The organism is Algoriphagus hitonicola (assembly GCF_900113375.1).
GTDB lineage: Bacteria > Bacteroidota > Bacteroidia > Cytophagales > Cyclobacteriaceae > Algoriphagus > Algoriphagus hitonicola.
On record NZ_FOPC01000018.1, the window covers coordinates 15,828 to 31,529 of the forward strand.

A 15,702-nucleotide genomic window follows, 5' to 3' on the forward strand; every position below is an offset into this window, starting at 1 on the left:
CATTTTTTTTACCAATTTTTTTAATAATCTTTGGGTTTAAAAGGTATAAAATACTCCTGTTTGTAGAGCCAATTTATGATCAAAGTCCAAAACTCAGAACAATTGTTACCAGACTTCCTCATGGAATCAGCGCATTTCTATTTTGCACTGCTTGATGTGGAGGGTCTGCTTTTGGACGCAAATGATCTGCTGCTTGGTAAAAGTGGTCTAAAATTAAACGAGAATTTTTTCCAAGCTCTAGACGAGGAATCTTCAAAGGAATTTGCAGAGATGCTGGATCAAATGATTTCCAGACCCCAAGATTCCAAAAATATTTTGCTCAATTTTCCTCAACTCAATCAAAAGTATTCTCATTCTATTTGGTGGGAGTTTTCTATGGTGCTCAATGATGAAATGGACATCGTAGGCTTGGTAGGATTGGGAGTGAGTTTGAAGTTTCTGGAGCAGGAACTTCCATGGGAAAAAATGGCTGAAATCTTACATTTTGGAAAAGTAGAGATCAACTCTGAATTTAAAATCACACACTTGGATGACAAGGTAGCACAATGGCTCAGCGCTTCGTCTGAGACTTTATCTAATCAGTCTATTCTGAATTCCGACACATTTGATTTTTCTTCTGCGGTACAAGAAAAAATAAAAAATTTGGATGCGAATGCCCAGCCGCTATTTCTAAAAATTCCGGCGCAATTTCCCAATCGGATGGCATTGGCTGGATTGCTAAGTAGACATTCACATGGCTTTACTTTTCTTTTGGCACCTTCCATAAGAATCCACAAACCTCAAGCTTCAATACAGCCTTTTTCTTCAAGTCAATTGGCTGCGATTCAAGGCGCAGTTTGGGTCCTGGATCGCCATTTTACTATCGTTCAGCAGAATCAATCTGCAGTCGAGTTTTCGAAAAGAGTCGGTTTGGATGAGTTGAAATCAGGTGCTCAGTTTTCTAGCCAATGGGCCGGAAAACGCCGCGACCAGGTCAATAAAGCGATCGCACAATCTTTTGATGGCAATGAACGAACAGTGGATGTGAGGATTGATGCCGAAAAGGATTCCAGTTTTTGGAATGTAAGGACCAGTCCAATTTTGGATGCTTATGGACATAGTGAGGGTATTTTGATTCAGGCAATTGATGTCACGAAATTTTATAGTCGAATCAGACAGTTGGAGGTCGAAAACCATGAACTGAAAGATCTCGCACTTAAGCCTTCGCATATTTTGCGTTCCCCATTGTCTTCTATGTTGGGTTTGTTGGACTTGATCGACCATCAAAAACTGGATGAGGAAAACAAAAAGTACTTCTCTTACTTGAAGCCTTTGGCACAAGAACTCGACGAGGTAATCCGTAGTAATGCCAAGAAAATGTCGGCTTTGGATTAAAATAATCCCTCCAAGCCCACTACTCCGATTAGCGGCGGGATATCATAAACACCCTCTAGGACAAAGCGCTCAGAACTAATCCAAATATTGCCTTTTTCCCAAAAGGCCAATCCCTCTGGAAATCCCCTTGCTGGGATGCCTCCTATTTTGCTTTGTTGGAATCTCCCCTGGACTTTATTTTCTGCTATTCCCTCGAAAAACCAAAGCCACTGCTCCAAAGGATTGCTACCCAAACGACGAAAACCCATTAAAATCAGTCGGCCGGACTCTGGATCGATGTCTGCTGCGGTAACTAAACCATCCAAATCTATATTTTCCAGTAATTCAGCATCATAGCTTCCCGCATCTGAGGGCAAAATATAGTGATCGCTGCTCTCGGAAACCCAATTTTTAGTAAAGAGATGAAGACTTCCATCAAGGTAAACCATCGCTTCACAGTCAAACTCATGGTTCATTGAATTATTACCAAAATCTGTCTGATTTGGGTAGTTGAATTCAATTTTTTCCGCCTCTAAAACTGCTTGATTCAGCAAGTCTGAAATCGCTACTTTATAGATGACTAGATCCCTGCGATTTCCAATATTGTTTCCAAAATCCCCTATAAAAAGATGGTTTTCACTTTGGGCCAAATCTTCCCAATCTACATTTGCCGCATTAGTCACTTCAATACTTCGTACAACCGCTCCCGAAAAAGGATCGATCTCGTGGATTTCATTGGAATTGTCGCCATCATTGATCGAAAAAAGCCTCCCCTCAATCCAGGCAAGTCCCGAGGTTTCATCCTGGGATTCATCCAACCTGTTCAGAGTAGTGGGAATCAGTGTGACCGGCCATTCATTCTCATCCAATTTTATAGAATTTTCATAAAAATCATTGTTTTCTGGCCATTCTACTCGATAAGTTGTCGAAAGGGAAGTAGAATTAGCTGCATGAAACTGAGTCAGAAATCGCTCGGATTCTGGAAATGGTATTCTGATTTTCAATAAATCCGAGGTATTATAATAAAGATAGAAATCACCCTCCTGCGGATAGAAATCCATTATCTGTGGTTGCTCAAGCTTAGGTGTTGATGACTCATAGTTCATCTGGAAAAATACTCGTTTGCTTTTCGCTACCCCGTTTAAATCCACCGGTTGATCGGGGTTTTCAGCATCAAATTCTCCAGATATTTTCACAGGGAGAAAATCCGAAAATGTAGGAGTGGACTCGGATTCATAGCTATATGAATAACTGCCTTTTTCCAACTCAATTTTTTCCTGTATCGGAGAATTGTTGGGGTGGAAAGAGAAGGAAATCGGCGAATTATCCCCGGATTTTTGAATACTCAGATTCCATTCATTTTCATAGACTTTTTTGGGGCCATCAGTCCAGTCTTGGAGTTGGATGGAGTTGATGCGAATTTCGCTTTTGCCCTCATCAGGGGGATTGGGAATAGGATCATTTTTTTTGTCACAGGACAGTAGCGCAAAAAGCCCAAAAATAAAAGTAAGAGTCACTGTTCGCATGGTCTCTAAAATTACAAAAAAGATCAGCTTTGGTTTTTATTATTTTACTTTTCTGAACAATGACTTTCTACATCGAGTTGATTCGCAAAGGGGTTTACTAATGAATGAATTAATTGAAAGTGCTCGAAGAAATGGCAATGGCATGGCAGAAAAACCGATAAGTCTTCAAAAGCCTTCAGATTTGTTGATACGGGATTCCATCTTTGTACGTCATGATGGTTCCCTGGTCAAAGTGAAGTATCAGGAGATTCTCTGGCTGAAAGGAAATGGGAACTATACAACTTTAGTGACTAAGGATTTTGAACTTTCGATCCGAAATATTCTGAAGGAATTTGAAGAAGCCCTGCCCAATCATGAATTTATGCGAATTCATAAAAGCTATATTGTGCGGTTGGAAGAAATCCTTGCGATCAACACCCGGGAATTGCGGGTAGGTGATGAGTTTATTCCAATTGGTCGAACTTACTACCAAAAACTCATCGAAGGAATTCAAAAACTTGGAGGGGATTAAATTAGATCCAAAGCAAACTACTGTCTCCATAGCTCAGAAACCGGTAGCCATTACCTAGGGCTTCCTCATAAACTTTTTTCCAATCCTCTCCCAAAATTGCCGCAATCAAAAGAATCAAAGTGGATCCCGGTTGATGGAAGTTGGTGATCAAACCTTCAATCATTTGAAACTGATATCCCGGGAAAATGAAAATTTCGGTCGAGCCCATTATTTCTGTACTTTTTTCCTGATCCATCCTATCAAGTACGGCCTGCAAAGCTTGTTTTTTGGTGGGCAATTGCGTTCGCTTTTTATAAGGAAACAACTTCTCAATGAAAAATTCGGGCGTATTTTCCTCCAGAATTTTCACCCCAAACCAATAGAGACTCTCCAAACTCCGAACTGACGTCGTCCCGACGGCGATAGTTTTTCCTTCTTGATCGAGAAGCTGCTCGATTGTCTCCCGCTGAATGTGAATCTGCTCACTGTGCATCGCATGTTCGGTAACGTTCGCTACCTTGATCGGTTGAAAAGTGCCTGCACTGACATGCAAAGTAAGCTCTGCTTCTTTAATTCCCTTTTTTCGGAGACTTTCAAAAACTTCATCTGTAAAATGCAATCCCGCCGTGGGTGCAGCTACAGCTCCTTCTTTTTTTGAATAGACGGTCTGATATCGAGATTTATCTTCAGCCACTGGTTTTCTATTCAGGTAGGGAGGAAGTGGAACCTCTCCGCTAGCTTCTACAATAGATACAAAGGGAATTTCATCACTTTCCCAGTGAAAGGAAACAAGTTGCTTTTCCCGGTTTTCTAATCTGGCTTCCAGCACCAAGAGCTCGCCTTGATAATTGACTTGGCCTTTTAAAACCTCACCATCTTTCCATTTTTTGGCATTTCCTATCATGACTTCCCATGCAACATCCTTTGTCGAAAGCATGATTTCAGGAATAACCGTACTTGGAGCGATCGGCTGTAAAAGAAAGATCTCGATCCGAGCTCCTGTTTCCCGCTGAAAAATCAATCGGGCAGGAATTACCTTGGTATTATTATAGACTAGGAGTGAATTTGATTCCAAAAAATCAGGTAAATCATAAAAGTGATGATGACTGATTTTTCCCTCCCGATAATGGAGTAAATTGGAATGATCCCGCTTTTCCAAAGGAAACTTCGCTATGCGATCTTCAGGAAGGATGTATTCGTAATCTTTAAGTTCTATTTTTGGATCAAACATTTTCAAGGGCTTTTGCTTTGCAAATATAGATGCAATCGCTGCTAAGCTCCAATTTTGTCTTCAAACCCATGAAAAGCACCCGACTTAAATTTGATTTTTTTTCACGAACGCTAAACTTCCGCTTCGAAGCGGGGACCTCACGCGGAGTGTTGAAGTCCCGCAAAGTTTGGTGGATTAGCGCTATCAATCCAGAGAGTGCGGCGATAGGATGGGGAGAGGCCGCACCACTGGTCAAACTGAGTATTGATGATCGGCCTGATTTTGAGGAAAAGCTTAAAAATATCCTTACTAAAGCGGAAGATTTGGACTGGTCTCTTGAGGAAAACGAGGTGCTCGATCAAGTAGAAAAACTAGTTTCCTGGGACCTCCCTTCCATTCGCTTTGGCTTGGAAATGGCTGTTTTGGACTGGATTTCGGGAGGAAAGAAACGTTTTTTTGAGAATGATTTTCGAGATGAGTTTAAACCCATCCCTATCAATGGCTTGATTTGGATGGGAGACCGGCAGTTTATGTTGGACCAAATCGAGCAAAAACTCTCAGAAGGTTTTGACTGCATCAAGATGAAAATTGGAGCGATTGATTTCGAGCAGGAGCTGGAATTACTTTCAACCATCAGAAGTAACTTTTCAGCTGAGCAAATTATGCTGCGGGTAGATGCCAATGGAGCTTTTCAGCCTGATGAGGCCCTGGAAAAATTACAAAAATTGGCCGATCTGAAAATCCACAGCATCGAGCAACCCATCCGTGCGGGTCAATGGGATGAAATGGCAAGGCTATGCGAAATCACTCCCATTCCCATCGCTCTCGATGAGGAACTGATTGGAGTTCGGGAAAAAGAACTGCTGCTAGATAGGATAAATCCCCAGCATATTATTTTAAAACCAACGCTTTTGGGAGGTTTTCGGGAGACCACAGAATGGATTCGATTAGCCGAAAATCGGAAAATCGGCTGGTGGGTGACTTCTACGCTGGAAAGTAATATCGGATTAAATGCTATTGCTCAATTGGCGAGTTTTCATCAGTCCAAAATTCATCAGGGATTAGGGACAGGAAAGCTGTACCACAACAACCTTCAGTCTCCGCTTAGCATAGAAAAAGGCCATATTCGATATCAAGATTCGGTCAAATGGGAAAATCCCTATTGAGTATCCAAGGCGAATAAATAAACCGGTTTGTTTGCTTTGGTTGACCAAGGGGTGGAACTTAGTCCTCCGGTTTTTTGATCCCGCTCAAATACGACAATGTCATGGCTTCCTTGATGAGCTGCGATGAGGTATTTTCCATCGGGTGTGAGATTGAAATTCCGAGGCATAATTCCTCCTGATGGGAGATGCTCTTCAAGGGTAAATTCCCCATTTTCCTGCTTTGAAAAAATCGACAGCGTATTGGCATCTCCACGATTGGAAGCATAGAGATGATTTCCATCAGTTGAAACCCGGATTTCAGCAGCCCCCACATTTCCTTCAAAATCTGGACTGGTCAAAGGTAATCGCTGTTTCGAGTTTAAATTCCCTTCCGAAAAATCAAATACCTCTAAAATTGCCGTCAATTCCTGGATCACAAAAACCTGCTTACCATCAGGCGAAAAAGCCAAATGTCTGGGACCATCACCAGGTGACATAAGATTGTCGATTAAATGCTGGACGGGTTGATCCGAACTAGCATCTACACTATAAGTCGCGACAACATCCCTTCCTAAATCCGCAATCATCAAATATTTTCCTGTCGGATCAAAGGTAGCGCTATGCACATGGGGGCCTTCTTGACGATCTGTATTGACACTGCTTCCCTCATGTTGGATGACCTGCTTTTGTTCCAACTGTCCGTTTTCGAGAGCCTTGAATACCGTGAAGTTGCCTCCGCTATAATTACTCACGATCAGGAATTTTTCATCGGGAGAAAGCGCCAAATGGCAAGGGTGATTTCCTTGAGAATTGGTAGAATAAATTGGATTTAGATTTTCGTTATTTTCTTTTCGCTCAAAAACCAACACCTTTCCTCCTTCTTCCCCTGCTGTTTCTTCTACGGCATAGACCAAATCCCCATTTTTATTAGCAATGACGAAAGAGGGATTTTCCACTCCCGCCGCTATAGTTTGGATATCAAGTTGATTTTTGGCTGGGTTAAATTCCAAAAGTTCGATTCCTTGATTTGCTGAATCGGTATAGCTGCCCATTAAAAAGCGATAGGTCATGTCATTTTGTTTTTGATCGGGATGAGTACAGGCCATTGCAAGACAAAGGAAAAGAAGGTAAATTGAATTTTTCATAGCGAAAAGATAGTGAATTTAGGAACTTGATGACTAAAGAAAGTCAAGATTTGGTCTTCTTTGGTTTTCTGCTAAAAATTGAAAAAAACATTCTTTTTATTAATGAATTTGCAGATCATTCGCTTAAAACTAACAAATTTATTAATTTGCTATGCTTAAATATCTAATTTGAAATGTATAAAACCTACGATACGGAAGTTGCGAAGCGCTTCACGATTTACAACTCATTATTTTTAGATCTCCCCTTTGACCATATTTTCAGGACGGGAACCATGCTCCCGCTTTTGTCCACAGCTTGTCAAAAGGGCTTTGAATCAAAAAAAACTCCGCGGGAAATAATTGAAGGCTTTTTTGAAGAAATGCTTCCTGATAACCCAGAAAAAGAGCGAACAGATTTACTTTTTCAAATGATCCAATATGTAGAGCGTCAGGTGGTTTTGTTTGATTCTATTGAGGACGCTGCTTACGAAAAAATCAATGATTTGGGAGGGAAGGGTTCGATTCGTGCCATGATCAATCGGGCAGAAAGTGATCATAAAAAACAGGAATTGATCGATAAGCTGAAGACTTTCTCAGTAAGATTAACACTGACGGCTCACCCGACTCAATTTTATCCCGGCAATGTACTTGGAATCATTACCGACCTTGAGGATGCCATTCGCAAGGACGACATTGGCCGGATCAATTTATTGCTTCAGCAACTGGGTAAAACCGGATTTATCAATCGGGAAAAGCCCAGTCCCTATGAAGAAGCGGTGAGCTTGATCTGGTACTTGGAAAATGTATTCTACCAAAGCATCTCCGATATTACCATTCGCCTGCTTTCGAGCTTGAATATCCCATTAAATGAATGGGAAAATCCAGGTCTGCTCAAGGTAGGATTTTGGCCGGGAGGCGACCGAGATGGCAATCCTTTTGTCACCCATCAGACGACTCTTCAAGTAGCTGAGCGACTCAAAAAATGGGTGTTGAGGTGTTATTACAGAGATTTGCGTAAGCTAAGACGTCGACTCACGTTCAAACATGTAGTGGAGGTGATTGCTAAAGTTGAAAGAGGAATTTATTCCACACTATTTGAAGAATTACCAGTTTATGAAAATCTGGATCAGCTGCTAGCCGATTTAAATGAGGCCCGCGCGGCATTGATCAATCATCATGAAGGTTTGTTTTTGGAGCTGTTGGATGAATTTATTCTCAAAGTTAGGATTTTCGGATTCCATTTTGCCTACATGGACATGCGTCAGGACAGTCGCAAGCATGATGCGCTTTGGGAGGAAATCTTCAAGCTGAAGGGAATTGAATTTGCGGAAACCGAAAAAGAACAGGTTGATCAAATTTTGAGTTGTTCCAATCTTCCAGATCTCGCTTATTTCAAAGAAGAATTTCACCGGGAAATGCTGCAATCTTTTGGAGCGATTGAAACCATTCAGCAGAAAAATGGGGAAGCAGCGCTGCACCGTTACATCATTTCCAATTGCCAATCGGCCAAGCATCTACTCGAAGTCTATCAATTGGCAAAATTGACCCTAGGTGAAGGAAAGGAGCAACTTCCGCTGGATATTGTACCTTTATTTGAAACCATCGATGATTTGGCCGAAGCTCCGGAGATTATGGATTGGCTCTACAAGCTTCCCGAATACAAGAAACACCTTGCTTCTCGGGGAAATAAGCAAACCATTATGCTGGGATTTTCCGATGGCACCAAGGATGGGGGCTATCTGAAAGCCAACTGGTCCATTCTACGCGCCAAAGAGGAGATGACTCGAGTTTCCCGCGAAAATGGAATCGAAGTCGTCTTTTTCGACGGTCGAGGTGGACCTCCTGCACGCGGAGGGGGAAATATGCATAATTTCTACGCCTCCTTGGGAGAGATAGTGGAAAATGCGGAGATTCAGGTGACAATTCAAGGACAAACTATTTCGGCCAATTATGGTAAACAAGCTTCCTGTACCTATAACTTCGAACAGTTACTCAGTGCCGGTCTGGAAAATCATCTCTATTCAGATGCAGAGCGAAACCTGAATCAAGCCCAGCGGGATTTGATCGAAGAGCTGGCTGATATGGGTTATGAGGCCTATAAGGAATTTAAAAATCACCCCATGTTTGTGCCTTATTTAGAGCATGTGACTCCGCTTAAATACTTCGGCATGACTAATATTGGGTCTAGACCGCTGAAAAGAGGAAAAGGGGAAGGGTTGAAATTTGAAGACCTAAGAGCAATTCCATTTGTGGGCTCTTGGGCTCAGATGAAACAAAACATTCCCGGATTTTATGGAGTGGGATCGGCGATTTCACAAATGGAAAAAAAGAAAAGGCTAAAGGAATTGAAAAACCTGTATCAGGAGAGTTTATTCTTCCGAACCCTTTTGGGCAATTCCATGCAGTCGCTGAACAAATGTTTTTATCCCGCAACTTCTTATCTCAAAAACAATGAGACTTACGGTGATTTCTGGCAATTGATGTTTGATGAATATCAGCAATCAGTCGAGCAGCTCAAAAAAGTCTCGCAACTTGAGGAGTTGATGGGGGATAATTTGGTGAGCAAAGCCTCGATATCGATCCGGGAGCGCATTGTATTGCCTTTGATTACCATACAGCAATATGCCATTCAGAAAATGCTGGAAGATGGGAAACCGTCGGAAGTGCTGCAGCGATTAGTGCTGAGAAGTATGTTTGGAATCATCAATGCAGCCAGGAACGCTGCATAATATTCAATACAAAATTGATGTAAAAGCCTTCGGAAAAACGGAGGCTTTTATTTTTTTGATCTGATTTCAATTGTACTTCTTTTTCAAGAAGTCGGTTACCTTCAGTTCAAAGTTGTGATAGGAAGGGAATACTGTGCTTACAAAACCAATTAGGGCTGAAATGAATAGGTTTGGGCAACAGGCATCTACTAAAATCTCACGATCATTGAGGGTTATTTGAGCCCCAAGTGTACCGGTTTTTTTAACAATTATACTTTTTCGAGGTAAGGAATTTGAAGGGTAAACCTCGTAATTGGAAAATTGACTTTTCAACACCAAAAGTAACTCGTTGAAGTCCGGTAACTGTTTTGATTGTACGATCATAGTTTTTAATTCCTTTGAAATTCAATTAACGAATAATGGCGGAGTCTGTTGTCTTCGTGAAGGACTCAACAAAATACCCTAGGATTTAACTTAATATCTTTTTCAGCAATTCCCGCTTGACAACTACCACAAAAAACCAAGAAAACCATGCCGCCAAGGTTCCGATTCCAGCACCAATCAGAATATCCGCGGGATAATGTACTCCTAAATAAATCCGGGTATAACTCACCAAAAAAGCGTAAAGGAACAACCAGCCAAGATAGGGGAGTTTGCCTTTCAATTTCAGATTGAGAAATACGGCTAGGCCAAAGGTATTGGCCGCATGCGAGGAAGCAAATCCATACAATCCCCCGCATCTCCCGTAGTTGTGAATGGCCTCATCCCATCGCTCGTCATGACAGGGGCGAAGTCGCTCGAAAAAAGGCTTCATAAATCCCGATGTGGTCTGATCGGCAATCAAAATAGTCAAGGCCACTCCACCGAAAACCCACCAGCTATTTTTGGGATCAATTTTGTAAATCAGATAAATAAGCAAAAGGTACAAAGGGATCCAAGTGCTCGTTTCAGTCGCTCGATAAACCACCGGATCAAGCCAGTCCCAATGAAACCCGTTTAACCAGAGAAAAAGGGATTCATCCCATTCTTTTATCCGCTCAATCATGACTTGAAATTTAGCCAATCAATCCCCTTTTTTAGATGCTTGAGCGTAAAGTCCTCCGGGCTATCCGGTTTTGCCTGATACATGTAGGTCCAATTCGCCTGAGGGGGCATACTCATCAAAATACTTTCCGTTCGCCCATTGGTGTCCAATCCGAATTTGGTGCCCGCATCCCAGACCAAATTGAATTCCACATATCTTCCCCGCCGGTAATTCTGCCAAAGCTCCTCTTGCTCTCCAAAAGGAATATCAGCGTTCTTTTGCATAAAATAGCCATACACCTCTGGAAAGAGCTTACCCAAGGCCAAACTGAAATCTAAAATTTGCTCGAAATGGGCATCATCATTGGCACTTAATCGATCGTAAAAAATCCCACCAACTCCACGAGTTTCATTTCGGTGTTTGAGAAAAAAGTAATCATCAGCCCAAGCCTTAAACTTGGGATAGTAGCTAGAATCAAAACGATCACAGGTTTTCTTCACTTCTCGGTGAAAATACGCGGCATCTTCAGGTACAATGTAATGAGGCGTCAGGTCAATTCCTCCACCAAACCAATGAGTCCCGTTATCCATTTCAAAATAGCGGATATTCATATGAATGATGGGAACCATGGGACTTTTCGGATGAATGACAATGGACACTCCGGTGGCAAAAAAGTCCGCTTGCTCCAGGTTTAATTTTTGAAGAATTTTCTTTGGTGTAGATCCATGCACGGCAGAGAAAGCAACCCCACCTTTTTCAATAATTTTTCCATTCTGGAAAATTCTAGTTCGTCCTCCGCCGCCATCTTCGCGATCCCAAAGGTCTTCGTGAAATTTCCCCAAGCCATCATGTCTCTCCAGTTCCATGCAGATATGATCTTGCATGTTTTGGTAGATCAAGGCGATTTCTTCTTTTCTTTTTCTACTCATTATTTTAAAATGGATACCCTATTCCGAAGTTGAGAACAGTCTGTCCTCTAACTCCGAAGGGATTTTTAAATGAAACATTGTCTAAAATCCATCGCTCGCCCTCGGGCTGAGCCGGATCGATGGCCTTAGTAGCAAGGTCAAGCCGGATGATCAAAAACTCAAAGTCCATCCGTAGACCGATTCCGGATCCCACAGCCAGCTCCTTGTAAAAGCGATCAAACCTGAAATCCCCTCCGGGACGCGAAGGGTCCGCTCCAATATCCCAAGAGTTGCCCACGTCAATAAATAAAGCCATGTCAAAATAGCCATATATTTTTCTGCGATACTCCAGCATGGTTTCAAAGATCATTTCGGCAGGCTGTTCAAAAGTGTAATCAAATACGCCATCAGGTCCCCGGTCCGGAGTGAAGCTTCCGGGCCCCAATCGTCTAGCCTGCCATGCCCGGATACTTGTTCCGCCTCCGGCAAAAAAGTACTTTTCGTAAGGCAAGATCCCCGCACTGACTCCATAAGGTTGCGCAATTCCGAAATTAGCGCGATAAGCTAGGGTCTGTTTGCTGTCAAGCGGATAGTAGCGTCTAAAATCAGCCTGTAATTTTAGCCATTGAAAGTTGGCAAATTCTCGACCCTCCTCGGCATTATTGGGAACATCGATGAAGTTTAGGGTTGTTCCACCACTTTCCAAATACAATCGGAGCAAAGAAGCTTGACTGCTTCGCCAATTTCCATATTGATTGAAATTGATGGTGGATTGGACGGAAACAGAACTCACAAAAGACGGCAAAAAGGAAAATATCAAATTGTTTCCCTGATCCGCCAAATCCGTCAGCACGTCAAAGAAATCATCGGTAATGTTTGGCGTCCGAACATAACTGATATCGGTCAAATTGACGGTAAATTGCTGTCGCTGATTTCGGGTGGCCCAGGTGTAAGCCAATTGTCCGTTTAAACTGTTTCGGGTATATTCCGGCCGGTTGGTGTGATTAAAACTCAGCTGAGTTCGGGTGTTGGGATTATACCTTCCAAATTTGTCCAATGTTCCCGGTGCAAAAGGAATCAAAAATCTTGGAAAAATCACCGCAGCCGATGCACCCACCTCTCGGCTTTGATAAACTCCCTGATCGGTAGCCGAGGCGACCCCTTCCAATCCAGCTCGAAAGCTAAATTCCAATATTTCTCCAGCTCTGAAAAAATTCCTATTCCTTAGCGAAGTACTAAAAAACGGCCCTGGCAACTGTTCGGTGACACTCAAACCCACTTGGTTGGTCAGCTGGTATTTTTGATTGGGTTGGGTGTAAATGTTGGCAGTAAGGCTCGTGCCCAACGTATCAAATGTCATATTTACAAATCGGAATAAATCCAAGTTGCTGATTTGGCGTTGACTTTCGATGACGTCTGTTCTATTGTAAGGACTGCCTTTTTCTAGAAAAACCCGAGAGGCAAGAATTTTTTCTGAATAGCGATCCCGATAAAATCTAAAATGAATGTCCTTGTAATTCTGCTCAGTTTGGCGGTCCGAAAACTCATCTGAGGGTGGGTTAATCCGAAAATTGATGGAATCAATGGTATAGATCTCATGCTCTTCGGCAAAAGTCGGTTTCCGAATTAATTGCTCAATCCGAACATTTTTTGCAGCCGTATCCTGGTACACATTGTACTCCAAGTAGGATTTGGAAAACATATAAAAGCCACTGTTTTTGAGCAGATCTTCTACACGATCCCGTTCAGAAACAAGATTACTCTGCTCATAGAGGTCACCTTTTTTTAGATTCGAATTCCTCGTATTCTGATTTAGAATCTCATAGATTTCTTCATTTTGACTTCGAGTGAAAATCGAATCAATCACATAAGGTTCCTTTTCATTGATCTTATAAGTTAAATAAGCCTTCTGCTTTTCTGTTTCAACCTCATAGGTAACTTCCGAATCAAAAAATCCATGGTTTTTTAAATAGCCCAACATGTTTTTTTGAGAGCTTTCGATTTTTGAGGTATCCAATTTTGTCACGGGATTTCCAGTGCGCATTAGAGAATTTCCAAACTCCTCCTTTTCTTCAAGATTTTCGATCTGAGTTCGAAGCTTATCGGCCCGGTTCAGGAGTTTTCGATCATTGCCAACCGTGTCCAAGGCAGCATTGATGTCATCGAGTTCATCCTGTTTTTCTTTCAGTTTCTCTTTGACTTGGGTGCTATCATAAAATAACTGACCGATTCGATAGACCGAAACTCCCGGGGAACGGTTGATGATAGGGATTCTCAGATTGGGTTCGAGCTGATTGAGTGCGCTGAGTTCCTCTTCATTGGCATTTTCGATACCTTCATATTCGACCTCAAATACGGCATATTCGTTTTCCTGAAGCTTTTTGGTCAGGGAACAGCTCATGGAGAGCCCGAGTAGCGAAAGAAAAAGTATATATTTGGTGAATTTCAAAATGGAAGATCAAGTCCTAATGCTTAGCAAAAATACAGTTAAGTTTATAAAATCCTTACATCAAAAGAAATACCGCTTAGAAAGCGGGATGTTCTTTGTAGAAGGTGAAAAAAGTGTGCTAGAGGTATTGAATTCTGACTTTAAGACAGAATCACTCTTTGCCACCGCTACATTTTTAGATCAATATGATTCGCAGCTGCAAACTCAGGGAATTACAGCTGAAGAAGTGAGTCAAAAACAGTTGGAGTCCCTCGGGCAGTATCAAAGTAATAATTCGGCTTTGGCATTGGTGAAAATGAAGGAAAACAATCCTTTTGAGGTGAAGGGGGAACATTTGATTTTGGCATTGGATGATGTCAGGGATCCGGGGAATCTCGGTACGATTATACGGATTGCTGATTGGTATGGGATACGAAAATTGGTTTTTTCACCACAAACGGCTGATTTCTATAATCCGAAAGTAATCCAGTCTAGCATGGGGTCATTTACCCGAGTGACTTTTTACTATGCAGAACTTTCACAGATTTTCAGTCAATGGAATCTTCCGATTTATGGAGCTTTTCTAGGCGGGGAATCCATTCACGAACTCACTGAAGTTCAGCCCGGAGTATTGGTGATGGGGAATGAGTCCAAAGGAATTTCACCTGAAATCGAAAAACTCGTTGATCGGAAATTAACGATTCCATCCTTTGGTGAAGCCGAATCCCTCAATGTGGCTATTGCTACCGCTGTCCTTTGTGATAATTTTAAGCGTCTGATGAATTCATGAGCAAACTGCTAAATCTAGCTCAAAAAGTAGGACTCAACGGGTTTTTAGCGGGGCTCTTGTTGGCTATATTTCTTGCTTGGCTTTTTCCGGCTTTTGGTGCGGTGAATTCCCCAATTCCCTGGAAACCCATCATCAACGTAGGTATCGCTCTGGTGTTTTTTCTTTACGGAGTAAAGCTAGATCCTGCTCAAATCATTTCTGGACTTTCCAATTGGAGACTTCATGTATTGATTCAGAGTTTTACGTTCTTAATTTTTCCTGTCTTGGTTTATGTGGTTTTGCAGTGGATGCCTTGGATTGCTCCTGATTTTAAACTGGGGGTCACGTATTTATCGGCTTTGCCCTCTACGGTAAGTGCATCTATCGTGATGGTATCCATAGCCGGAGGAAATATCCCTGCGGCGATTTTCAATGCAAGTATATCGAGTTTGTTGGGAGTGATCCTTACGCCAGCTTGGATGGGGATTTTGGGTGGAACTAGTGAGGAGTTCACTATTGATTTTTTACCTACTTTACTGGAATTGACCTATAAGGTGATCTTGCCGGTGATTTTTGGAGTTTTTATGCATCGGTATCTGTTTCCGATTCTTCAGCCTTTTTTAAAAAAATTAAAATACATCGATCAGTCCGTAATCATGATCATCGTATTTACTGCCTTTGCCCAATCATTTGAGGAACAGGTTTTTTCTCCATACTCCATTTCCACGATGATTACTTTGGCGGCGAGTATGTTGGGTTTATTTCTTTTGATTTGGGGAGTGATCAGTTTTTCTGCCTCATTTCTCAAATTCAATTTAAAAGATAAAATCACTGCACTTTTTTGCGGGTCCAAAAAATCCTTGGTGCATGGCGTGGTGATTGGGAAGGTGATTTTTCCCGATCCGGCGATGTTGGGTTTGGTGCTTCTACCGGTGATGCTGTATCATATCCAACAATTGATCATCGGTTCAGCGATAGCTTCTTGGTTTGCTACAAAAAACAAAACCTGAGAATGTT

General features: G+C 41.9%; 12 protein-coding genes. 6 read left to right on the plus strand and 6 right to left on the minus strand.

Going from position 1 to position 15,702, the window contains the following annotated elements; genetic code table 11:
* The first annotated feature begins 75 nt into the window (after positions 1-75).
* Positions 76-1,374, plus strand: a complete 1,299-nt coding sequence (locus BM043_RS17985) for a nitrogen regulation protein NR(II) (protein WP_092794254.1) — start codon at positions 76-78, stop codon at positions 1,372-1,374.
* Here the strand turns inward: BM043_RS17985 and BM043_RS17990 are convergent.
* On the minus strand, positions 1,371-2,879 hold the full coding sequence (locus BM043_RS17990) for a hypothetical protein (RefSeq protein ID WP_092794257.1): 1,509 nt from the start codon (positions 2,877-2,879) through the stop codon (positions 1,371-1,373). The genes BM043_RS17985 and BM043_RS17990 overlap by 4 nt on opposite strands.
* Before the next feature lie 100 nt (positions 2,880-2,979).
* Between BM043_RS17990 and BM043_RS17995 the strand changes: the two genes are divergently transcribed.
* Entirely contained in the window at positions 2,980-3,390 is a 411-nt protein-coding gene (locus BM043_RS17995; protein WP_245753076.1) for a LytR/AlgR family response regulator transcription factor, read from the plus strand.
* A gap of 1 nt (position 3,391) precedes the next feature.
* On the opposite strand, the gene BM043_RS18000 is transcribed toward BM043_RS17995, so the two are convergent.
* A complete protein-coding gene (locus tag BM043_RS18000) occupies positions 3,392-4,600 on the minus strand; it encodes an S-adenosylmethionine:tRNA ribosyltransferase-isomerase (RefSeq protein WP_092794260.1) in 1,209 nt (402 codons plus the stop codon).
* A gap of 68 nt (positions 4,601-4,668) precedes the next feature.
* Here BM043_RS18000 and BM043_RS18005 point away from each other — a divergent pair, with 68 nt between their 5' ends.
* Complete coding sequence (locus tag BM043_RS18005; RefSeq protein ID WP_092794386.1) at positions 4,669-5,745, plus strand: o-succinylbenzoate synthase; 1,077 nt, start codon at positions 4,669-4,671, stop codon at positions 5,743-5,745.
* On the opposite strand, the gene BM043_RS18010 is transcribed toward BM043_RS18005, so the two are convergent.
* Positions 5,739-6,869, minus strand: coding sequence for a lactonase family protein (locus BM043_RS18010; protein ID WP_092794262.1), 1,131 nt, complete (start codon positions 6,867-6,869; stop codon positions 5,739-5,741). The two genes, BM043_RS18005 and BM043_RS18010, sit on opposite strands and share 7 nt — an antisense overlap.
* Before the next feature lie 173 nt (positions 6,870-7,042).
* Between BM043_RS18010 and BM043_RS18015 the strand changes: the two genes are divergently transcribed.
* Positions 7,043-9,577 (plus strand): phosphoenolpyruvate carboxylase, encoded by a 2,535-nt coding sequence (locus BM043_RS18015; protein WP_092794265.1) that lies wholly within the window; start codon positions 7,043-7,045, stop codon positions 9,575-9,577.
* A gap of 448 nt (positions 9,578-10,025) precedes the next feature.
* On the opposite strand, the gene BM043_RS18025 is transcribed toward BM043_RS18015, so the two are convergent.
* From BM043_RS18025 to tamL, 3 genes are read right to left on the minus strand one after another with little or no spacing between them, the layout of a single operon-like run.
* Positions 10,026-10,601: a phosphatase PAP2 family protein gene (locus BM043_RS18025; protein WP_092794271.1), complete on the minus strand. Its 576-nt coding sequence runs from the start codon at positions 10,599-10,601 to the stop codon at positions 10,026-10,028.
* The gene (gene hemF, locus BM043_RS18030) at positions 10,598-11,509 is read right to left on the minus strand and encodes an oxygen-dependent coproporphyrinogen oxidase (protein WP_092794274.1); all 912 of its coding nucleotides are present in this window, start codon (positions 11,507-11,509) and stop codon (positions 10,598-10,600) included. Before hemF ends, BM043_RS18025 begins: the two co-directional genes overlap by 4 nt.
* A gap of 4 nt (positions 11,510-11,513) precedes the next feature.
* Positions 11,514-13,937 (minus strand): translocation and assembly module lipoprotein TamL, encoded by a 2,424-nt coding sequence (gene tamL, locus BM043_RS18035; protein WP_092794278.1) that lies wholly within the window; start codon positions 13,935-13,937, stop codon positions 11,514-11,516.
* Between the two features lie 19 nt (positions 13,938-13,956).
* On the opposite strand from tamL, the gene BM043_RS18040 reads away from it, so the two are divergent.
* Together BM043_RS18040 and BM043_RS18045 are read left to right on the plus strand one after the other, a co-directional pair.
* Positions 13,957-14,706 carry a TrmH family RNA methyltransferase gene (locus BM043_RS18040; protein WP_092794388.1) on the plus strand — a complete coding sequence of 250 codons (750 nt, stop codon included), beginning with the start codon at positions 13,957-13,959 and terminating at the stop codon, positions 14,704-14,706.
* Positions 14,703-15,695, plus strand: a complete 993-nt coding sequence (locus tag BM043_RS18045) for a bile acid:sodium symporter family protein (RefSeq protein ID WP_092794281.1) — start codon at positions 14,703-14,705, stop codon at positions 15,693-15,695. Before BM043_RS18040 ends, BM043_RS18045 begins: the two co-directional genes overlap by 4 nt.
* The last annotated feature ends 7 nt before the right edge of the window (positions 15,696-15,702 follow it).